At 61.8% G+C, this 22,290-nt stretch carries 17 protein-coding genes; 3 read left to right on the top strand and 14 right to left on the bottom strand.

The genetic code is table 11. From position 1 onward, the window contains the following. The first annotated feature begins 49 nt into the window (after positions 1–49). Positions 50–487, top strand: coding sequence for an excinuclease (locus ACYCFC_RS18975; RefSeq protein ID WP_181082858.1), 438 nt, complete (start codon positions 50–52; stop codon positions 485–487). Between the two features lie 226 nt (positions 488–713). After that, a complete protein-coding gene (locus ACYCFC_RS18970; protein WP_459652577.1) occupies positions 714–1,010 on the top strand; it encodes a hypothetical protein in 297 nt (98 codons plus the stop codon). A gap of 186 nt (positions 1,011–1,196) precedes the next feature. Here the strand turns inward: ACYCFC_RS18970 and hemE are convergent, their stop codons facing one another. The 11 genes from hemE to ACYCFC_RS18915 form a co-directional block, all read right to left on the bottom strand. Then, positions 1,197–2,264 carry a uroporphyrinogen decarboxylase gene (gene hemE, locus ACYCFC_RS18965; protein ID WP_459652576.1) on the bottom strand — a complete coding sequence of 356 codons (1,068 nt, stop codon included), beginning with the start codon at positions 2,262–2,264 and terminating at the stop codon, positions 1,197–1,199. Positions 2,265–2,468: 204 nt separating this feature from the next. Continuing rightward, positions 2,469–3,887, bottom strand: coding sequence for an FAD-dependent oxidoreductase (locus tag ACYCFC_RS18960; RefSeq protein ID WP_459652575.1), 1,419 nt, complete (start codon positions 3,885–3,887; stop codon positions 2,469–2,471). A 136-nt stretch (positions 3,888–4,023) separates the two neighbouring features. Continuing rightward, positions 4,024–8,472, bottom strand: coding sequence for a glutamate synthase large subunit (gene gltB, locus ACYCFC_RS18955; RefSeq protein ID WP_459652574.1), 4,449 nt, complete (start codon positions 8,470–8,472; stop codon positions 4,024–4,026). Positions 8,473–8,642: 170 nt separating this feature from the next. Then, complete coding sequence (locus ACYCFC_RS18950) at positions 8,643–10,166, bottom strand: AAA family ATPase (RefSeq protein ID WP_459652573.1); 1,524 nt, start codon at positions 10,164–10,166, stop codon at positions 8,643–8,645. A 10-nt stretch (positions 10,167–10,176) separates the two neighbouring features. After that, on the bottom strand, positions 10,177–11,280 hold the full coding sequence (gene aroB, locus ACYCFC_RS18945; RefSeq protein ID WP_181082852.1) for a 3-dehydroquinate synthase: 1,104 nt from the start codon (positions 11,278–11,280) through the stop codon (positions 10,177–10,179). 25 nt (positions 11,281–11,305) lie between these two features. Then, positions 11,306–11,851 carry a shikimate kinase AroK gene (gene aroK, locus ACYCFC_RS18940; protein WP_181082851.1) on the bottom strand — a complete coding sequence of 182 codons (546 nt, stop codon included), beginning with the start codon at positions 11,849–11,851 and terminating at the stop codon, positions 11,306–11,308. A gap of 7 nt (positions 11,852–11,858) precedes the next feature. Next, a complete protein-coding gene (pilQ, locus tag ACYCFC_RS18935; protein ID WP_181082850.1) occupies positions 11,859–14,009 on the bottom strand; it encodes a type IV pilus secretin PilQ in 2,151 nt (716 codons plus the stop codon). Between the two features lie 53 nt (positions 14,010–14,062). Continuing rightward, on the bottom strand, positions 14,063–14,590 hold the full coding sequence (gene pilP, locus ACYCFC_RS18930) for a type 4a pilus biogenesis lipoprotein PilP (protein ID WP_181082849.1): 528 nt from the start codon (positions 14,588–14,590) through the stop codon (positions 14,063–14,065). Next, on the bottom strand, positions 14,587–15,210 hold the full coding sequence (gene pilO, locus ACYCFC_RS18925; protein ID WP_181082848.1) for a type 4a pilus biogenesis protein PilO: 624 nt from the start codon (positions 15,208–15,210) through the stop codon (positions 14,587–14,589). Before pilO ends, pilP begins: the two co-directional genes overlap by 4 nt. Then, positions 15,207–15,776, bottom strand: a complete 570-nt coding sequence (gene pilN / locus ACYCFC_RS18920; RefSeq protein WP_181082847.1) for a type 4a pilus biogenesis protein PilN — start codon at positions 15,774–15,776, stop codon at positions 15,207–15,209. The genes pilO and pilN overlap by 4 nt, the downstream gene beginning before the upstream one ends. Then, positions 15,776–16,840 carry a type IV pilus assembly protein PilM gene (locus ACYCFC_RS18915; RefSeq protein ID WP_181082846.1) on the bottom strand — a complete coding sequence of 355 codons (1,065 nt, stop codon included), beginning with the start codon at positions 16,838–16,840 and terminating at the stop codon, positions 15,776–15,778. Before ACYCFC_RS18915 ends, pilN begins: the two co-directional genes overlap by 1 nt. Before the next feature lie 183 nt (positions 16,841–17,023). On the opposite strand from ACYCFC_RS18915, the gene ACYCFC_RS18910 reads away from it, so the two are divergent. Continuing rightward, a complete protein-coding gene (locus ACYCFC_RS18910; protein ID WP_181082845.1) occupies positions 17,024–19,462 on the top strand; it encodes a penicillin-binding protein 1A in 2,439 nt (812 codons plus the stop codon). Between the two features lie 203 nt (positions 19,463–19,665). Here the strand turns inward: ACYCFC_RS18910 and ACYCFC_RS18905 are convergent, their stop codons facing one another. The 3 genes from ACYCFC_RS18905 to rpmE form a co-directional block, all read right to left on the bottom strand. After that, on the bottom strand, positions 19,666–20,934 hold the full coding sequence (locus tag ACYCFC_RS18905; RefSeq protein ID WP_181082844.1) for a malic enzyme-like NAD(P)-binding protein: 1,269 nt from the start codon (positions 20,932–20,934) through the stop codon (positions 19,666–19,668). 173 nt (positions 20,935–21,107) lie between these two features. Next, a complete protein-coding gene (locus ACYCFC_RS18900) occupies positions 21,108–21,905 on the bottom strand; it encodes a thermonuclease family protein (protein WP_181082843.1) in 798 nt (265 codons plus the stop codon). Positions 21,906–21,928: 23 nt separating this feature from the next. Further along, positions 21,929–22,141 carry a 50S ribosomal protein L31 gene (gene rpmE / locus ACYCFC_RS18895; RefSeq protein ID WP_003283472.1) on the bottom strand — a complete coding sequence of 71 codons (213 nt, stop codon included), beginning with the start codon at positions 22,139–22,141 and terminating at the stop codon, positions 21,929–21,931. Positions 22,142–22,290: the final 149 nt, after the last annotated feature.

The following is a 22,290-nucleotide window of genomic DNA, read 5'->3' as shown; positions in this document are numbered from 1 at the left end:
CAGTATTGCCAACGCAGGTAGTTTTCCAAACACCGCAAGGAGATGAACAATGAAAAAAACCACATGGATCAGCGCGGCACTCGTGCTCTGCGCCCTGCCCGGCATCAGCCAGGCGCGCGATACCACCCATTACCTGCCCTTCGATGAAGTCGTGGCCGAAGCCACCGCGGCGGGCCGGCTGGATGGCAGCGTGAAGTTCTACCTCGCCAAGCGTCCAGCGGGTGCGCAGATCGTGCGCAGCGGCGTGACCACCAGCAAGAAAACCAATGCCTTCAACAAGACTGACGAAGCCGCCTGCAGCTGGGCCCTGCAGTCCGCGCTGATCGGCCTGGAAAAATCAGCCAAGGCCGCTGGCGCAAACGCCGTAGTGGATATCGTCAGCAACTACAAACACGTCGAGTACAAGGACAGCAGCAAGTACGAGTGTCACGCCGGTGCAGTCATGGCGGGCGTCGCCCTCAAGGCGAACTTTGCCAAGGTGAAGTAAGCAGCGAAGCAGCTGTGCAGGGAGGATCGCGTTTCAGCGATACACTGGCGCAGTCATGGTGGATGCAGGAGGCGTCATCCCCTATGACTGCTTTGCCAAATTAGAGTAAACGCCCTGCTCCTCGGCTCCCGACCGTCGGGCAGGCCCCTGGCAAGCCGACATCCCTCGAACGAACAAGTGGACCCGCGAGTCAACAGAGCAGAACCCAATCCCTTTGGAGACTGCCATGTTCGGAACCAAACCGTCCCACAAGTTCGAAGTGAACTACATCTTCCAGAACGATCCGCGCTCGCAGATCATCGAATCGGACGGGGACAGCCTTTCCCAAGGCGAGGCGGCCCGGCGCCTGATCGAACACCACAACGCCGATGCCGAGAACAGCCTGGTCATGCCCGATGCACAAGCCGACGAGGCCGAGCTGCTGCGGCAGGCCGAGATCGTGGGTATCACCGACATCCGCGTCACCCGGCTGGTCCACGAGCATGAGTCGGGTACCACGCCAGGGCATTATCAGCAGCCTTAACGAGGCTGGAGGCTGGAGGCTGGAGGCTGGAGGCTGGAGGCTGGAGGCTGGAGGCTGGAGGCTGGAGGCTGGAGGCTGGAGGCTGGAGGCTGGAGAGTGTACGGATTTGCACCCGACCCCTGACAAGCTTTTTCGTCCAGCCTTACAGCCTTCCAGCCTCCAGCGCTTTTTTCGGCTTATCTGCCCTTACCGATGGTATTGCGCCGACAGTTCGTGCACCGCCTCGAAGAAGGCCTTGGCGTTTTCGGGGTCGACTTCCGGCGTGATGCCGTGGCCCAGATTGAACACATGGCCGGCGCCATGGCCGTAGGCCGCCAGGATGCGCGCAACTTCAGCGCGGATCGCTGCGGGGCTGGAGTAAAGCACCGCCGGGTCCATGTTGCCTTGCAGCGCCACCTTGCTACCCACCCGCGACCGGGCACTGCCGATGTTGCAGGTCCAGTCGAGGCCCAGCGCTTCGGCGCCGACATCGGCCATGGATTCGAGCCACAGGCCGCCACCCTTGGTGAAGAGAATCACCGGCACGCGGCGCCCTTCATGTTCACGGATCAGCCCATCGACAATCCTCTTCATATAGGCCAGCGAGAACTCGCCATAGGCCGCATCAGAGAGGCTACCGCCCCAGGAATCGAAGATCTGCACCGCCTGCGCACCGGCCAGGATCTGGCCGTTGAGGTAACTGGTCACCGACTGCGCCAGCTTATCCAGCAGCGCGTGCATGGCCTCGGGATCGTTGTAGAGCATGGCCTTGCTCTTGCGGAAGTCCTTCGACGAGCCGCCCTCGACCATATAGGTGGCCAGCGTCCAGGGGCTGCCGGAGAAACCGATCAGCGGTACGCGGCCATTGAGCTCGCGGCGGATGGTGCGCACGGCATCCATCACATAGCTCAGGTCCTTCTCCGGGTCCGGGATCGGCAGCGCCTCGATATCGGCCATGCCGCTGACGTTCTTTTTGAAGCGCGGGCCTTCGCCGGCCTCGAAGTACAGCCCCTGACCCATGGCATCGGGGATGGTGAGAATGTCGGAAAAGAGAATCGCCGCGTCGATCTGCGGATAGCGATCCAGCGGTTGCAAGGTAACCTCGCACGCCAACTCCGGATTCTTCATCAGACTCACGAAATCGCCGGCCTTGGCACGGGTGGCGCGGTATTCCGGCAGGTAACGCCCGGCCTGCCGCATCATCCACACCGGGGTGACGTCGACAGGCTGCTTGAGCAGGGCACGAAGGAAACGGTCGTTCTTCAAGGCAGTCATGTCTGGGTTCCAGCAAAAAAGTGCCGAGCATTGTCGCAAAGCCCATGACAAAAGGCACGGCGGGTGCCGTGCCTTTTATGATCACCTTGATTCAGGTCAGATAGGGCGGAGCTGCAAGCTGTCCTCGGCTTTTGTAGGTCGTGTTAGCCGCAGGCCTAACACGACATGCAAGACGTGGATTTTCGCAGTGCCTGGAAGTCTGCTCTACACCTCCAGGAAATCCAGAATTCCTTCCGCCGCCTGACGCCCCTCAAAGATCGCCGTGACCACCAGATCGGAGCCGCGCACCATGTCGCCGCCGGCGAAGATCTTCGGGTTGCTGGTCTGGTGCTTGAACGTGCCCATTTCCGGCGCGATCACTCGCCCCTGAGCGTCGGTCTGGATGTCCTGAGCGCCGAACCAGTCGGCCGGGCTCGGGCGGAAGCCGAAGGCGATCAGCACCGCATCGGCCGGGATCACCTCTTCGGAGCCGGGAATCGGCTCCGGGCTGCGACGACCCTTTGCATCCGGTTCACCCAGGCGGGTCTCCACCACCCTGATGCCTTCCACCCGGCCTTCGCCAACGATGGCGATGGGCTGGCGGTTGAAGAGGAACTTCACCCCCTCTTCCTTGGCATTCTTTACCTCGCGACGCGAGCCGGGCATGTTCGCCGCATCGCGACGATAGGCGCAGGTCACGCTCTTGGCGCCCTGGCGGATGGAGGTGCGGTTGCAGTCCATCGCGGTGTCACCACCGCCGAGCACCACCACCCGCTTGCCTCTCATGTCGATGAAGTCTTCCGCGCTCTTCTCGAAACCGAGGTTGCGGTTGACGCTGGCGATGAGGAAATCCAGCGCGTCGTGCACGCCCGGCAGGTCCTCGCCGGGGAAGCCGCCCTTCATGTAGGTGTAGGTGCCCATACCCATGAACACGGCGTCGTAGTCGGCCAGCAGCTGTTCGATGCTGACGTCCTTGCCCACTTCGGTATTGAGGCGGAACTCGATGCCCATGCCGCTGAAGATTTCTCGACGGCGGCTGAGTACGCTCTTCTCCAGCTTGAACTCGGGAATGCCGAAGGTCAGCAGGCCGCCGATCTCCGGGTTGCGGTCGAACACCACCGGGGCCACGCCGTTGCGCACCAGCACGTCGGCACAACCCAGGCCGGCCGGACCGGCGCCGATGATGGCGACACGCTTGCCGGTCGGCTTGACCTGGGACATGTCCGGCCGCCAGCCCATGGCGAAGGCGGTGTCGGCGATGTATTTCTCCACCGAGCCGATGGTCACCGCGCCGAAGCCGTCGTTCAGCGTGCAGGCGCCTTCGCACAGGCGATCCTGCGGACAGACGCGGCCGCAGACTTCCGGCAGGGTGTTGGTCTGGTGGGCCAGCTCGGCGGCGGCGAGGATGTTGCCCTCGGACACCAGCTTGAGCCAGTTGGGAATGTAGTTGTGGACCGGGCACTTCCACTCGCAGTACGGGTTGCCGCAACCCAGGCAGCGGTGTGCCTGCTCGCATGCCTGCTGCGGCTTGAAGGATTCGTAGATCTCGACGAATTCCTTCTTGCGCTGGCGCAGCAGTTTCTTCTTCGGATCCTTGCGCCCGACCTCGATGAACTGGAAGTCGTTGTTCAGACGGTCAGTCATTTTCTTAAACCTCATAACAGCAGCGGCAAGCTTCAAGCTGTAAGCTGTAAGCTGTAAGCCGCAAGACGATCACGTTGGGTCGGCAAACCCGGAACTGCTTTTGCCTGCAGCTTGGGGCTTGCCGCTTGCAGCTGCCTTATTGCGGATTCGCGCGGGTGCTCGACAGCAGCGACGCCAGGTTGGCCGCCTTCGGCTTGACCAGCCAGAAGCGGCGCAGGTAGTCGTCCAGGTCTTCCAGCAGTTCGGCGCCCCATGCGCTGCCGGTCTCGGCCACGTATTCGCGCAGCACGCCCTGCAGGTGGCTGCGGTAGGCCTCCATCGCCTCGCCGGTGATGCGCTGCAGGTTGACCAGCTCATTGTTCACCCGGTCGATGAAGCTGTTGTCCATGTCCAGCACGTAGGCGAAGCCGCCGGTCATGCCCGAGCCGAAGTTGTGCCCGGTCTTGCCCAGCACGCAGACGAAACCGCCGGTCATGTATTCGCAGCAGTGGTCGCCCGTGCCTTCCACCACGGTATGGGCGCCGGAGTTACGCACCGCGAAACGCTCACCCGCGGTGCCGGCGGCGAACAACTTGCCGCCGGTGGCGCCATACAGGCAGGTATTGCCGATGATCGCCGAGTCCTTCGAGCGGAAGGCGCTGTCCTTCGGCGGCGTGACCACCAACTTGCCGCCGGTCATGCCCTTGCCCACGTAATCGTTGGCATCGCCTTCCAGATAGAGGTGGAGGCCGCCGGCGTTCCAGACGCCGAAGCTCTGCCCGGCGGTGCCCTTGAAGCGGAAGGTGATGGGCGCGTCCTTCATGCCCTGGTTGCCATGCACGCGGGCGATCTCGCCGGACACACGGCCGCCGATGGAGCGGTCGCAGTTGCCGATCTGCAGTTCGAATTCGCCGCCGCCCTTGGCGTCGATAGCTTCGCGCGCCAGGCTGACCATCTGCTCCGCCAGCAGGCCCTCGTCGAACGGCGGGTTCTTCTCCACCTGGCAGTACTGCGGCTTGTCCGCCGGAATCCGGTCGCTGCCCAGCAGGGGCGTGAGATCCAGATGTGCCTGCTTGGCGGATTCGCCGGGCAGGATTTCCAGCAGATCGGTACGCCCGATCAGCTCCTGCAGGCTGCGCACACCGAGTCGGGCCAGCCACTCGCGGGTTTCCTCGGCGACGAAGGTGAAGAAATTCACCACCATGTCCACGGTGCCGATGAAGTGATCCTTGCGCAGCTGGTCGTTCTGGGTGGCGACGCCGGTGGCGCAGTTGTTCAGGTGGCAGATGCGCAGGTACTTGCAGCCCAGGGCGATCATCGGCGCGGTGCCGAAGCCGAAGCTCTCGGCGCCGAGAATCGCCGCCTTGACCACGTCGAGGCCGGTTTTCAGGCCACCGTCGGTCTGCACCCGGACCTTGCCGCGCAGGTCGTTGCCGCGCAGGGTCTGGTGGGTTTCGGCCAGGCCCAGTTCCCAGGGTGAACCGGCGTAGCGGATCGAGCTCAGCGGCGAGGCGCCGGTACCGCCGTCGTAACCGGAGATGGTGATCAGGTCGGCGTAGGCCTTGGCCACACCGGCGGCGATGGTGCCGACACCGGGTTCGGCCACCAGCTTCACCGACACCAGCGCCTTGGGGTTGACCTGCTTGAGGTCGAAGATCAGCTGCGCCAGATCCTCGATGGAGTAGATGTCATGGTGCGGCGGCGGCGAAATCAGCGTCACGCCCGGCACCGCGTAGCGCAGCCTGGCGATCAGGCCGTTGACCTTGCCGCCCGGCAGCTGCCCGCCCTCGCCCGGCTTGGCGCCCTGGGCCACCTTGATCTGCAGCACTTCGGCGTTGACCAGGTATTCCGGCGTGACCCCGAAACGACCCGTGGCCACCTGCTTGATCTTCGAACTGCGTGCGGTGCCGTAGCGGGCCGGGTCCTCGCCGCCCTCGCCGGAGTTCGAACGCCCGCCGATACGGTTCATGGCTTCGGCGATCGCTTCATGAGCCTCGGGTGACAGCGCGCCGAGGGAAATGCCGGCGGCGTCGAAACGCTTGAGAATCGCCTCCAGCGGCTCGACGTCCTCCAGCGCCAGCGGCCGCTCGGCCACCTTCAGCTTGAGCAGATCGCGCAGCATGGACACCGGACGCTGGTCGACCAGCGCCGTGTACTCCTTGAACAGCCCGTAATTGCCGCTCTGCACCGCCTTCTGCAGCGCGCCGACCACGTCCGGGTTGTAGGCATGGTATTCGCCGCCATAGACGAACTTGAGCAGGCCACCCGGCTGGATCGGCTTGCGGTTGTTCCAGGCCTCGGCGGCCAGCGCCTGCTGCTCGGCTTCGAGATCGACGAAACGCGCACCCTTGATGCGGCTGGCGACGCCACGGAAGCTGAGCGCCACCACCTCATCGGCCAGCCCCACTGCCTCGAACAGCTGTGCTCCGCGATAGGAGGTGATGGTGGAGATGCCCATCTTCGAGATGATCTTCAGCAAACCCTTGGTGATGCCCTTGCGGTAGTGCTTGAATACTTCGTAGAGATCGCCGAGCACTTCGCCGGTACGGATCAGGTCGCTCAGCACCTCGTAGGCGAGGAAGGGATAGACCGCCGTCGCGCCGAAGCCGATCAGCACCGCGAAATGGTGCGGGTCGCGCGCCGTGGCGGTCTCCACCAGAATGTTGCAATCGCAGCGCAAGCCGGTCTCGATCAGCCGATGATGCACCGCACCCACGGCCAGCGAGGCATGCACCGGCAGCTTGCCGGGCGCGATGTTGCGGTCGCTCAGCACCAGCAGTACCTTGCCCCCGCGCACGGCTTCCTCGGCCTGATCGGCGATATTGCGCACCGCGGCTTCGAGCCCGAGTGATTCATCGTAGTTGAGGTCGATGACCAACCGCTCGAAACCCGGTCGGTCGAGTTCCATGATGGTCCGCCACTTCGCCGGTGAGATCACCGGCGTGGTGAGGATCGCGCGGTTGGCGTGATCGGCGGTTTCCTCGAAGACGTTGCGCTCGGCGCCCAGGCAGGTTTCCAGGGACATCACGATGGCTTCGCGCAGCGGGTCGATCGGCGGGTTGGTGACCTGCGCGAACTGCTGGCGGAAATAGTCGTAGGGCGACCGCACCCGGCGCGACAGCACCGCCATCGGCGTGTCGTCGCCCATGGAGCCCACCGCCTCCTGGCCCTGTTCGGCCAGCGGGCGCAGCACCTGGTCACGCTCCTCGAAGGTGACCTGGAACATCTTCATGTACTGCCTGAGCTGGTCGGCATCGTAGAAGGCCGAGCCATGATCGTTGTCATCCAGGGTCGACTGGATGCGCAGCGCATGCTGGCGCAACCACTTCTTGTAGGGGTGCTGGGATTTCAGCCGGTTGTCGATGTCGTCGGTGTGCAGCACCTGCCCGGTGTGAGTATCCACGGCCAGGATCTGGCCCGGGCCGACGCGGCCCTTGGCGATGACATCCTCGGGCTGGTAGTCCCAGACGCCGACTTCCGAGGCCAGGGTGATGTAGCCGTTCTTGGTGGTTACCCAGCGCGCCGGGCGCAGGCCGTTGCGATCGAGCAGGCAGATCGCGTGGCGGCCATCGGTGAGCACCACGCCAGCCGGACCGTCCCAGGCCTCCATGTGCATGGAGTTGTATTCGTAGAAGGCGCGCAGGTCCGGGTCCATGGTTTCCATGTTCTGCCAGGCCGGCGGAATGATCATGCGCAGACTGCGGAACAGGTCCATGCCGCCGGTGACCAGCAGCTCCAGCATGTTGTCCATGCTCGACGAGTCGGAACCGCTACGGTTGATCAGCGGATCGAGGCTTTGCAGATCCGGCAGTTGCTCGTTGGCGAACTTCAGGCGGCGCGCCTGGGCCCAGTTGCGGTTGCCGGTGATGGTGTTGATCTCGCCGTTGTGGGCGAGAAAGCGGAACGGCTGCGCCAGCGGCCATTGCGGCATGGTGTTGGTGGAGAAGCGCTGGTGGAAGACGCAGATGGCGGTGGCCAGGCGCTCGTCGCTGAGGTCCGGGAAGAACTGCGCCAGGTCCGCCGGCATCATCAGGCCTTTGTAGATGATGTCCTTGTCGGAGAAGCTGCAGACGTAGAATTGCTTGTCCTCGGCCAGGGCCACTTCGGTCCGGCGACGGGCCATGAACAGTTTGATGCCGAACTCACGCTCGGACAGGCCTTCGGCACTGACGAATACCTGCTCGATACGCGGCAGCCGCTCCAGCGCCAGGCGACCCAGCACACTGGTATCGACCGGCACCTCGCGCCAGCCGACCAGGGTCAGTCCTTGCGCGGCGATCTGCTCGTTGAAGCGCGCGCGGGCGGCATCGGCTTGGGCAATGTCCTGGCTGAGAAAGACCATGCCCACCGCGTAGAGATCCGGCAGCTCGGCATCGAAGTGCTGGCGGGCCATGGCGCGCAGGAAAGCATCCGGCTTCTGCATCAGCAGCCCGCAGCCATCGCCGGTCTTGCCATCGGCGTTGATGCCACCGCGGTGAGTCATGCAGGTCAGTGATCGGATGGCTGTCTGGAGCAGGTGATGGCTCGCTTCGCCCTGCATATGGGCAATCAGCCCGAAGCCACAGTTATCCTTGAACTCTTCAGGACGAAACAGACCTGCTCTCATAGGCGCTCCAGCTAAATACGTTGTAAATCAACCCCTTACCGGCCATACAGAGCGACGCCCCAAGATGGACGCGAGCAACGGGGGAGCAGTTTACAAAGCGAACTAGAACGAGACAAATATTTTTTGCAAGCCCCAAAAAGGTGCATTGCGCACTTTTTTGGGGCATTTATTTAACGTGCGCGGTCAATTTCCTGTTGCACACTGGAAAAGTTTCGTATCCAGGGTTTTCCTGCCTGCAAGGCCGGCGGCAACGTCTTGATCGCCTGGGTCGCCGCGTTGCGGCTGGAGAAGCTGCCATGCGTGACCACGTAGAGCGGCTTGCCTTCATGCAGCTTGGTGAAGTAGCGGTAGCCGTTGCCGTACTGCTGCACCAGTGCCTTGGCATTGCCTTCGTTGCGGGTGCCAAGAATCTGTACCAGGTAGTTGCCGGCAGGCTGGCTGCCATACCAGCCCGATGCCGCAGCGGGCGCGGGCCGCGCAGGCTCGCGCGGAGCTGGAGCTGGAGCTGGAGCTGGAGCTGGAGCTGGAGCTGGAGCGACAGGCTGGGGCGCAGGCGCGGACGGCGCAACAGCAGCTGCATTGCCCGCAGGTTGCCCGGCCTCACGAGGCTGTTCAGCGGCTGGCGCGGGAGCCGTCGGCGGCGCGTCCTGTAGTGACAGGTCTTCGATATCCGCACTGCCGGCTGCGGCCAGGGGCTCCCGAACAAGCGGAGACTGCGGCTCCGAGCGGGGTGATGAAGCTTCAGGTTCGCCAGGCTCCGGCATGCCTTGCCGAGGCGCAGGCTCCACAGCTCCGTTCCCGAGCGGCAGGCTTGTGCTGGCAGGCGCCACCGGCTGCTCGTCAGCCCCATCGCGCATGACGAACAAGGCAATCACGACGATACAGAGAACGGCCAGCAACGCCAGCAGGTGCTTCATCGGCAGCGGGAAACCCCATCCGCCCGACTTTTTTGCCCTGGAATGGTGCATCGCATCGATCAATTCTTCGCGCGCAGCCTCATTTATTCCACCCGGCCAGCCACCGGACTGCTCATGAATGCGCACAATCTGCTCTTCAGTGAGGCATTCCAGCCCACTGCCGGCACCTTCGAGGCGCAACGACAGGTATTCCCTGGTTTCATCTTCTTCATACGGTTGAAGTGCGATCGCGTGGAAGCGCTCTTCACCGTCCACCAGTGCGTCCAGCCGCGCCAGCAAGGACTCCTCACCGAACAGGAACACATGGGGCCGGCCTTCCGGGCTGCCTACCGCGAGGCGCAACAACGTCTCCACGGCGGCACCGGTCAGCCGCTCGGCATCATCGACCAGCAGATAGACCTCCTGTCCGGTCAGTGCCAGCTGGATGATCTGCGCCATGATCGAGTCGAAGTCGGCACGTGGACTGCCGAGCGCCTGGGCGACTTGCTGCAGGACGATATTCGAATCCATGGTGGTCTGCGGGGTGATCACCACGCTCTGGACCGACTGCTTGTTGCTGCTCGCGACCAGCGCCTGTCGCACCAGCGTCTTGCCGCTTCCTTCAGGCCCCGTCACCACCAGCAGCAGCTGGCTGTAACGTGCGAGGTGGTGCAACTGCCCCAGCACCGGCTTGCGCTGGGCAGGAAAGAACTTGAAACCGGGAACACGAGTGGCAAAGGGATCATGACTGAACCCGTAGTGGTTCAGAAGCGAATCGTCAGCAGACAAACTGGTCATGAAAAGCCTCTCAGGTTCTCGACTGTTGCGTCAGGGCGTCGTAATCGACGCGCAATGTGGCGTCCAGCACTTCGCGAGGGAAGTCGCCGGTCACCACGGCCTCGCCCAGCCGTTTCAGCAAGACCAGGCGCAACCGACCGTCGAGGACCTTCTTGTCGACCGCCATATGCTGCAGGAAATCCTCCGGCGTCATATCGCTCGGCGGCACCACGGGCAGGCCGGCACGCGCAAGCAGACGCACGCCGCGGTCCCGCTCATCAACGGAAATCCAGCCAAGCTGGCGTGACACTTCCAGCGCCATCACGGTGCCCGCCGCGACCGCTTCGCCATGCAGCCAGACGCCGTAGCCCTGGTGGGTTTCGATGGCATGACCGAAGGTATGGCCAAGATTGAGCGTGGCACGGATGCCCGACTCACGTTCGTCCGCGCCGACGACCGCCGCCTTGGCGGCACAGGAACGCCGTATGGCCTCGGTCAGCGCCGCCTGGTCGAGCGCCCGCAGCCTGTCGACATTGGCCTCGAGCCAGCCCAGGAAAGGTTCGTCGCAGATCAGCCCGTACTTGATGACCTCGGCCAGGCCCGCCGACAGCTCCCGTGCCGGCAGTGTCGCCAGCGTGGACGTATCGATCAGCACCAGCCGTGGCTGGTAGAAGGCGCCGATCATGTTCTTGCCCAGCGGATGATTGATGCCGGTCTTGCCGCCTACCGAAGAATCGACCTGGGACAGCAGGGTCGTGGGCATCTGGATGAAGTCGACACCACGCTGGTAGCTGGCCGCCGCGAAGCCGGCCATGTCGCCAACCACGCCACCGCCCAGGGCGATGACCGTGGTATTGCGGTCATGCCGGGCCGACAACAGGCCATCGAAGATCGTCTGCAGGGTTTCCCAGTTCTTGTAGGCCTCGCCGTCGGGCAGGACCACCGACGTAACGGCGTAGCCGGCAAGGCTCTGTATCAGGCGCTCAAGGTAAAGCGGGGCAACCGTGTCGTTGGTGACGATGGCCACCTGCTTGCCACGGATGTGGGGGGACAACAGCTCGCCGCGCTCGATGAGCTGCTCGCCTATAAGGATCGGATAGCTGCGCTCGCCAAGATCGACATCCAGAGTCTGCATATAGGCCCCCGTGAATTAAAGGGGCTTAGGATAGCGCAGATTCGTCGGGGCTTTCACGGGGCACAAGCGACCTGAGCTGTTCGAGGATTTCACCGACGACCAGACGCGGAGGACGCTCGTCGGTCTCGACGATGATGTCTGCGATTTCGCGGTACAGCGGGTCCCGCAAAGCCATCAGCTCGACCAGCACCTGCCGTGGATTGGGGGTCTGCAGCAAGGGGCGATTGCGGTCGCGCGCGGTGCGGTCAAGCTGCTGCTCGACCGAGGTACAGAGGTAGATGACCTGCCCGCCGTCACGTAACGCCTGACGGTTGTCCTGCCGCAACACCGCGCCACCACCAGTGGCCAGTACCACGCCCTGCAACTGACACAGATCGGCAATGGCGCTGTGTTCCCGCTCGCGAAAGCCCTGCTCACCCTCGACGTCGAATATCAACGGAATGCTGGCGCCCGTGCGCTTCTCGATTTCCTTGTCGGAATCACGAAACGCCAGACGCAGCTCCTTGGCAAGCAAGCGCCCGATGGTGCTCTTACCAGCACCCATCGGGCCTACGAGGATGATATTGGGCATTATTTACTTAGCGGCTGGCCTGAATCGCCTGATTATTCATGATCCGCGGCGTGATGAATACCAACAGCTCGGATTTTCGATCCTGGACCAGATCACGACGGAATACCCGTCCCACGAAAGGCAGGTCTCCCAGGAACGGCACCTTGTCCACCGATTTGCTCTGCGTATTGGAGAACACGCCGCCGATCACGATGGTTTCGCCGTCAGTAACCAGTACCTTGGCATTCACCTCATTCTTGCGAATCGCCGGGATACCGCCGGTACTCGCCGCCTGCGAGAAGTCAGGCTCATCCTTGGTGACCTTGACCTCCATGATGATGCGGTTGTCAGGCGTGATCTGCGGCGTCACCTCCAGCGACAGTGCCGCCTCCTTGAACGAGGTACTGGTTGCGCCGCTGGAGCTGGCTTCCTGATAAGGCACTTCCGAGCCCTTGAGGATCTTGGCTGTTTCCTTGTCCGCGGTGACGACCTTCGGTTGCGATACCACTTCGCCGTTACCGGTCTTTTCCATGGCGGAAAGCTGCAGATCGAGAATGGCGTTATTGGTTACGAAACCCAGTCCAATCCCTGAAGTTGCACCAATTGCACCCATATCAACGAATGGTGTATTCAACGGAGTTTCACGAATTCCCGGGAAACGACCCACTTGTCGTGAGGGTACATACCCCTCGTCTCCAGGGCTGCCACTTGCATCAGGATCGTCAGCCACACCCAGCTGACCATTCTTGCCCCAGGCATTCCACTTGTCGCCCGCCCACAGGTTTCCGCCCCAACGCACCCCCAGGCTCTTGTCGTAATCCACGTTGGCTTCGACGATGCGTGCCTCGATCATGACCTGGCGTACCGGGATATCCAGCTGTGCCACGATACGGCGCAGCTCGTCGAGTCGTTCCTGGGTCTGGTAGGCGATGATGTTGTTGGTGCGGTCGTCAACGGCGATGGAGCCACGATCCTCACTGGCACCATCCCTGTCGGTGACCGACTGGAACAGGCGGGCAATATCGGCGGCCTTGGCATAGTTGACCTGGACCACTTCGCGGCGCAGCGGCGCCAGCTCGGCAATCTGCCGCTGCGATTCCAGTTCCTGGCGTTCACGCGCGGCGATCTCGTCGGCAGGCGCCACCAGCAGGACGTTGCCGACCTGGCGCTTGTCGAGCCCCTTGGTCTTGAGTACCAGATCCAGCGCCTGATCCCAGGGCACATTCTGCAGGCGCAGGGTGATGTTGCCGCTTACCGTATCACTGGCCACCAGGTTGAGATCGGTGAAGTCGGCGATCAGCTGGAGCACCGAACGCACGTCGATATCCTGAAAATTCAACGACAGCTTTTCACCTGAGTAAGTGAAATGCTCGGCCTTGCGCTGCTCGGCCTCGGTTTCAGTCAGCGGCTTGATGCTGATGGTGAGCTTGTCGTCGGTCTGGTAGGCGAGGTAGTCGTAACGACCGGTTGGCTCGATGGCGATGGTTGCGCCAGCCGCCCCGCTGGTCGAGTCGACGAATTTGACCGGCGTGGCGAAGTCCTGCACATCGAGCCGCACACGCAGCGCTTCGGGCAGTTGCGTCTTGGCAAAGGAGACACGGATCTTGCCACCCTGCTCTTCGATATTCGGACTGATCGAAGGGTCCGACAATGTAATGACGACATTACCGGCGCCATCTTCACCACGGCGGAAGTCGATATTGCTGATGGACTTGCCCGCGACCACGCGTTCGACCGGAGCGGTACCGACCACAGGCTGTGCCGACGCTGGCGCGGGCGCAGCCACAGGAGCGGGCGCACTGCCTTCGCCCAGCAGAACGAACAGGTTATTGCCGTCTACGCGCGTCGAGTAAGGCATCAGGGCGGTGAGGTTGACGATCATCCGGGTGCGCCCCTGCGCCTCGACGACGGTCACGCTGCGCGCGTTGCCGACACCCAGCTCACGGTTCCTGGCACCAAGCTTGTTCGACACACCCGGCAGATCGAGAGCGATGCGTGCCGGCTGATCAAGGGTATAGCCGCGCGGCGCGGCCACGGGCTCGTCAAACCCCAGCTTGAGTTCGACCTTGTCGCCAGGGAGGGAGGCCACATCAATGGTATTGAGATTCGCAGCCAGCAACGCGGGCGAAATGAACGCCGCCAGCAGGGACAAGCCGAGGCGAGAGAGGGAGGTATTCATAAAAGGCTTCCGTTGTGCAGACCGGTATAGGTTTTCCATTTTTTGCCCCGCGCTCAGGAGCGCTCTTTCAAGGTCAGGCTACGCGGGCGCTCAAGCCACCCACCCTCTCCGTCAGGAACGATTTCAAGCACATCCACCTCGGCCTCACTGATCTCGACGATACGGCCATGGTTGCGCCCCAGATAGTCACCGACTTTGACTCGGTGAACCCCGTCACCACCTCTTATCAAGGCGTACATGCCTGCCTCATTGGTCAACGTACCGACCATGATGAAATTTTCGATGTTGAAGCCTTCCAGAAATTGCCTGGTGCGTGTCTCATCCGGCTGGATATCCTTCGAACCTTTCTGCCGCTGCATCAGATCGATTTTCATGGGCGGCTGGAAAGGATGACGCAAGGACGCCGCGCTATAGGTAAAGGCCTCATAAGGGAGGAATGCCGGCAGCGGTTCGATGGTTCCCTTGGGCTTGGCCCGAACCTCGTCCATATAGCGCCGCAGGTCGTCGAAGTCAGTGCTGACCCCACATCCGCCCAGCAATGCCAGGCTCAAGCCCAGCGCGACAAGTCGGGCTCCATTCATTTCTGCAGCCCCTTGTCGTTGTAGCGATAAGTCTTGGCCAGAATGCTCATGCGCAGCCTTGATGACGAATCCTTGCTGTCAGGCTTGATCTCGAAGTCATGCAGCGTGACGATCCGTGGCAGGCTCGATACGCCACTGACGAAAGTCGCAAGATCGTGATAGGCGCCGACGACCTTGATCTGGATCGGCAGCTCGATATAGAACTGCTGGATGACCTCCGGCTGCAATTTGATTTCCTCGAACTCCAGCCCGCTTCCCAGGCCGGTACGCGTGATGTCCTCAAGCAAACCCGGCACCTCGGTATCACTGGGCAACTGGCGCAGCAAGGCACCGAACGAGGCTTCCATCTCGATCATCTGCTCTTTATAGGCTTCCAGGTTCGCCGCCTGGAAAGCCTTCGAGGAAAACTGCTGTTTCAGCGTTTCCTCCTGCGCCCGTTGCTGTTCAAGACTGGCCTGCATATCGCTGAGGTAGAAGTAATAACCTCCGCCCAGCACCAGGGTCATCAGCACAATGCCAGCGATGACCTTGACCGCCGCCGGCCAGGAGCCGAGGTTGTTCATGTCGAGATCGGACAGGTCAACGCTGCGCAGACTTTCCAGGGAACTCGCCAGGCTCATGGCTTGCCTCCTTCGGCAGCAGCCGGCTGCGTTTGCTGCACCGTAAGCTGGAAGACATTCTCCTGATCCAAGGCACCGGCAGTGACGGCCTTCACTTCGTTCAGATTCGGCGCTTCAAGCCATTCCGAGCCATCCAGATTGCGCATAAGATTGGAAACCCGGTTGTTGGATTCCGCTGCGCCTACAATGGCGATGTTCTTGCCTGTCATTTTCAAGCCTGTGAAATACACACCGTCGGGCAGAGTTCTCACCAACTGATCGAACACTCGACCGATAATGGGTCGGTTACCCTGCAGGTCCTGGATGATCTTCATACGCTCAAGCAATTGCTGCCGACGCTCTCGCAATTCCTTGATTTCGGAAATGCGCGCATCCAGCACTGCAATTTCCTTGCGGACAAAATCATTGCGCGCATTCTGCTGCTCGATGGAGCTGGTCAGATATTGACCGGCAAGAAATACCAGCCCCCCACCCACGAGCAACACGCCCGCGAGAGAGACCAGAAAGCGCTGCTTGCGCTCTTCACGAAGCTGTTCGCGCCAGGGCAGAAGGTTGATCTGAGCCATCAGTCGAAACTCCTCAACGCCAGCCCGCAAGCAATCATCAGGGACGGCGCATCACTGGCCAGCGCGCCCGCGTTGACCTTGCTGCTCAGTGCCATGTCGGCAAAAGGATTGGCGACCAGGGTCTGCGTGCCGATTTTCTGCTGAATCAGGCGATCCAGCCCCGCTATGGAAGCAGTACCGCCAGCCAGAAGGATGTAATCGACATCGTGGAACTGCCCGGCAGCGAAGAAGAACTGCAGGGAGCGCGACACCTGCTGCACGACTGCATCCTTGAACGGCTGCAACACTTCGCTGTCGTAGTCATCTGGAAGACCACCCTGCTTCTTGGCCAGGCCAGCTTCTTCCATCGACAGGCCATAGCGACGCTGGATCTCCTCGGTGAGCTGGCGCCCGCCGAAAAGCTGCTCTCGCGTATAGATGGTGCGACCGTTGTGCAGAACGCTCAGCGTGGTCATGGTTGCGCCGATATCCACCAGCGCGACGGTCAGCTCGTCGTGCCCGCTGCCGAGCTGCGAGGCCAGCAATCCGTAGGAGCGTTCCAGAGCATAGGCTTCGACGTCGACAACCTTGGCGGTCAGCCCGGCGAGGGCAAGCGCCGCCTCGCGAATTTCCACATTTTCCTTGCGGCACGCTGCCAGCAGCACCTCGACACGCCCCGGCGAGCGCGCCGCCGGTCCTTGCACCTCGAAGTCGATGGCAACTTCTTCGAGCGGATAGGGAATGTACTGATCGGCCTCGATTTTCAGCTGGTTCTCCAGCTCATCATCGTTCAGCCCAGCTTCCATTTCGATGCTTTTAGTGATGACCGCAGAGCCGGAAACCGCAACAGCCGCAGACTTGACCCCGGTCTTGGCCTTGGCCAGCAAACGGCTCAGCGCCTGCCCCACGCCCTCCAGCTCCGCGATATTCTTCTCCACCACGGCATTGGGCGGCAAGGGTTCGACCGCATAGGACTCGACCCGATAGCGGGAGCCCGAACGGCTTAATTCGATGAGCTTGACGGATGTCGAACTGATGTCGATTCCAAGCAGCGTGTTCGCTTTCTTCGTGAAGAGCCCTAGCACGACCGATTTCCTATCTTATCCGCTACTTACGGATTAATTATATTCATCCACATTAGATAACAGCCTTGACAGGAGCGCAAATGGCTCCCCGACAGAAAAACCGCTTATAATGTGATCGGCTTTTCCTTTCAGCATCGTCTGCGGCTTACACCCATTTCCCCATCCTGGATTCAACGAACCCCGATGCGTTTTCTGAAGTTTTTCCTTTGGTCGTGCCTGGCTATTTTCTGCGGACTTCTGCTCAGTCTCAGCGGCGCCTTCCTCTACCTCAGCCCCAACCTGCCATCCGTCGACTCGCTACGCAGCATACAGCTGCAGATACCGCTGCGTATCTACAGCGGCGATGACAAACTGATCGCCGAATATGGCGAAATGCGCCGCTCCCCCATTGGCTTCAATGAAATACCCAAGGACTTCATCGAAGCCCTGCTGGCCGCCGAAGATGACAACTTCGCGAATCATTATGGCGTCGAAGTCTCCAGCCTGATGCGCGCTGCCACGCAATTATTGAAAACCGGCCAGATTCAGACTGGCGGCAGCACCATTACCATGCAGGTGGCGAAGAATTACTTCCTGACCAGCGAGCGAAGTTTCTCACGCAAGATCAACGAAATCCTTCTGGCCCTGCAGATCGAACGCGAGCTGAGCAAGGATGAGATTTTCGAGCTGTACGTCAACAAGATCTATCTTGGCCATCGGGCTTACGGCATCGAAGCGGCTGCCCATGTCTACTACGGAAAATCGATCAGCGAACTGAGCCTGGCGCAGATGGCCATGATTGCCGGGCTGCCAAAGGCCCCGTCGGCATTCAACCCGTTGACCAACCCTGCGCGCGCCAAGGAAAGACGCGACTGGATCCTGGGCCGCATGTACCGGCTCGGCGCCATCGATGAAGCCCGCTACCAGCAGGCGCTGGCAGAAGTCGTGGATGCCGCTTATCACGGCGCATCGCCAGAGCTTGACGCACCCTATATCGCCGAGATGGCGCGTGCCGAAATGGTCGGTCGCTTCGGCAGTGATGCTTACACCGAAGGCTTTCGCGTCTATACGACCGCAACCAGCAAGCGCCAGATCGCAGCCAACCAGGCCCTCGTTCAAGGCCTTGTCGAATATGACCAGCGCCACGGTTATCGCGGCCCCGAAGCCAGCCTGGCCGGCACCGGACGCGAAGGCTGGCTGCAGGAGCTGAACCGCTACCGGGGCCTGTCGGGGATGCTGCCCGCCGTTGTCAGCCAGGTGGGCAAGGATTCGATCAGGGTGATGCTGCGTGACGGCAGCGAACGCAGCGTCCACTGGGACAGCATGAAATGGGCGCGCCCCTTCATCAACACCAACAGCCTGGGACCACAGCCCAAGGGCCCCGCCGATGTAGTCGCAACCGGGGACATCATCCGCATCCGCTTCGTCGAGGGTGTCGCGCTGTTCAGCCAGGTGCCGCTGGCCCAGGCGGCGCTGGTATCGCTGGACCCCATCGACGGTTCCATCGAGGCGCTGGTCGGTGGCTTCTCCTTCGGGCAGAGCAATTACAACCGGGCCATCCAGGCGAAACGTCAGCCGGGCTCCAGCTTCAAGCCGTTCGTCTACAGCGCGGCGCTGGATGCAGGCTTTACCGCCGCGACGCTGGTCAATGACTCACCCATCGTCTTCGTCGAGGAAGGCATGGATCGCGTCTGGCGTCCGAAGAATGACAACAACACCTTTCTCGGGCCGATCCGCCTGCGTGAGGCCCTGTACAAATCGCGCAACCTGGTCTCGATTCGCCTGCTGCAAACCCTCGGCATGGGTTACACCATCGATTATATAGAGCGCTTCGGCTTCAAACGCGAAGACCTGCCGGCAAACCTGTCGCTGGCGCTTGGCACGGCGACCCTGACGCCGATGGAGATCACCGTCGGCTGGACTGCCTTCGCCAACGGCGGCTACAAGATCGAGCCCTATCTGATCGAACGCATCGAGGACAGGGACGGCAAGGTGGTGTTCACCGCCAACCCGCCACGAGTACCCGAAAACGACCAGCCATCGCCACTGAACGATGAAGCCGCCATCGAGACGTTCGCCCAGAACGACAAGCCGCTCGATAGCGACGCCGAGCCAGGGGAGCAGCCTCCGCTGTACGCCGAACGAATCATCGACGAGCGTACCGCCTACATCATGACCAGCATGTTGCAGGACGTCATCAAGCGCGGAACTGGCCGCAGAGCCCTGGCAATGGGGCGGGACGATATTGCCGGCAAGACCGGTACCACCAACGAATCCAAGGACAGCTGGTTTTCCGGCTACAACGCCGACATGGTGACGTCCGTCTGGGCGGGGTTCGATCAGCCGCAGACCCTCGGTCGACGTGAATACGGAAGCACCGTGGCTCTGCCGATCTGGATGGATTACATGAGCGCGGTACTCGAAGGCATGCCCGAGCATGCCCCCGCCGAGCCGGAAGGCATCCTCGCGCTACGCATCGATCCCGCCAGCGGTCGCGCCGCTCCTCCCGGCACCCCGGATGCCTACTTCGAATTGTTCCGCAGCGAAGATTCGCCACCGGACATGGGCGAACTGGAGCCTGGCAGCCCGGCTCCCGGCAGCCCGTTGCCAGCCACCGAAGCGGCGCCCATGGACCTGTTCTGACCGGCAGCCTTGTGACGCGCCGCAGTGGAACAAGAATTCACGGCCATGAAAATTGCTGGGAGCGATGCTTAACGTCGCGCCGCGACAGCCCGAGGGGCGGTCGCCATGGTTGGCAGACCATAAAAAACCCGAAGCTCCTGAGAGCTTCGGGTTTTTCTTTACGCTGCTTTGTGGCAACAAACGATGGTCGGTTGCCGTAGCAGTCAGCTGCCGAATACGTCCGCTACAGACTTGAGCGGATAGTTCGCAGGGTAAGGCAGGGTCGCCACGCCACTGTCGATCGCAGCCTTGGCCACCGCATCGGATACCAGCGTGATCAGGCGCGGGTCCATTGGCTTGGGAATGATGTACTCGCGACCGAACTCCAGACCACAAAGGCCATAGGCCGCACAGACTTCCTCGGGCACCGGCAGCTTGGCCAGATCGCGCAAGGCGTGTGCAGCGGCGATCTTCATCTCTTCATTGATGCGCGAAGCGCGAACATCCAGCGCCCCACGGAAAATGAAGGGAAAGCCCAGCACGTTGTTGACCTGGTTCGGGTAATCCGAGCGACCGGTGGCCATGATCACGTCGGAACGGGTTGCATGCGCCAGTTCCGGGCTGATCTCGGGATCGGGATTGGAGCAGGCGAATACAACCGGGTTCGGCGCCATGCGCTTGAGGCCTTCCGGCGTCAGCAGATTCGCACCGGAAAGACCAACGAACACGTCCGCGCCATCGAGCGCATCGTCCAGGGTGCGCTTGTCGGTTTCGTGAGCGAACACGGCCTTGTACTGGTTCAGATCGTCACGCCCGGCGTGGATTACGCCCTTGCGGTCGATCATGAAGATATTCTCGACCTGCGCACCCATGCTGATCAGCAACTTCATGCAGGAGGTGGCTGCCGCGCCGGCGCCCAGACAGACGATTTTCGCCTCTTCCAGAGTCTTGCCGGCAATCTCCAGCGCGTTGAGCATGCCTGCCGCAGTCACGATGGCGGTGCCGTGCTGGTCATCGTGGAATACCGGGATGTCGCATTGCTCGATCAGCGCCCGCTCGATCTCGAAACACTCCGGCGCCTTGATGTCTTCGAGGTTGATACCACCGAAGGTGATAGAGATGCGCTTGACCGTGTCGATAAAGGCCTGGGGGCTTTCCGCATCGACTTCGATGTCGAATACGTCAACACCGGCAAAGCGCTTGAACAGCACGCCCTTGCCTTCCATCACGGGCTTGGATGCCAGCGGCCCGAGGTTGCCCAGCCCGAGAATGGCAGTGCCATCGGAAATCACTGCCACCAGGTTGCCTTTACCGGTATAGCGGTAAGCCAGTTCGGGGTCGCGGCCAATTTCCCGTACCGGCTCGGCAACACCTGGGCTATAGGCCAGCGCCAGATCGCGAGCGGTGGAAGTGGGCTTGGTCAGCTCGACACTCAGCTTTCCCGGACGGGGTTGCGAATGGTAGTCGAGCGCGGCGGTTTTCAGGTCAGTCATGGGGCTTTTCCGCTTGTTTTTACTAGGGACAGACAGGCGGTCGAGCATACGCCAAGACTGAGCGCCCTCACAAGTCGATGAGATCGCGGCCTGTCAAGAGCCCACCCTACGACTTTAAGCTGACATACAGGACGACCGCTGCCGCTTCGCCCCGAAGCATCCGGGATACCGCGTCAGGGCACAGGACCGAGCATTGCAGGATGGCTGATCTTCATCAGCCAACGCGCCTGGCGCGACATATCCGCACGCCCCTTGCGGTCGATCACCCAGCCCCGCGCCTCGATCTCCCGTCCGCGTAGACCGGCCAGCGAATTCTGATCGAAGCCTGCCACTGCTTGCCGGGGAATCTGCAGGACCAGCGGGCCTTCAAGCTCCAGCCAGACGCCACCGCGATTCGTCTCCAACCGCTCGACACGCGCCCTGACCACTGCGAAGCCACCACGACGCACCCGTTCTGCAGCAATGACTGGCGAGCGCTGCCAGAGCCCCCGCTTGGCAACGCGGGCCCGCTGCTCGGTACGCCGATGACAATCGGCCAATGCCGTGTTCGGCGCAATGGCCACGAAGTAGCCCAGGCCCTCGGCGAGCAATGCGGCTTCGAGATTCGAGCCCTGGCGATCGAAGGCATGGGCCAGCACCCGCCCGTAATGATCCCGTGCCTGCTGCCCGTGGAGAAGGCCAATGCGACCGTCGCTGGCATCGACCAGCGCCTGCAAACGTCGCTTCGCAGCCTGCGCAAAGGGTTCGGCACTGCGCCCCTTGCGGCCCATCTCGGGCGCATTCAGACCGATCAGACGCACGCTGCGACCGTCACGCAGGCGCAATGTGTCGCCATCGGTGACCGAGGCCACCTCCACCGGGGACAGCGGCCCCGCGACCGGGCACAACGCCTGAGCCTGCAGGCTGAACAGTGCGAAAACGAAAAAGGCGCCCACCAGGGACGCCTTTTTCAGATGTTCGGAAAACCGCATCGGGCTTCCGTCTCGGCAACCGCTTACTTGGCGCCGAACACACCGAAACGCTGCTTGAAGCGGTCGATACGGCCGCCGGTATCCAGCACTTTCTGCTTGCCGGTGTAGAACGGGTGGCACTCGGAGCAGACATCGATGCTCAGGTTCTTGGCCAGCGTGGAGCGAGTCTTGATGACGTTGCCGCAGCTGCAGGTGGCTTCGATTTCAACGTAGTTTGGATGGATATCGGCTTTCATGGAAAATCCTCGGGGACTTGTGCCGCCACCCGACCCTATGTCGAGTACCGCACGGAAGGGCGCGAATAATACCAGAGCGCAAAGCTGATGCAAGCGCAAGCCGTCGCTTGTCAAGCGCACGTCAGCTCATGCTGAAGCGACAGCCGATC

The organism is Stutzerimonas sp. NM35, assembly GCF_054604355.1.
The sequence above is the reverse complement of the archived record's forward strand: the minus strand, read 5'-3'. Positions and strand labels throughout refer to the sequence as shown.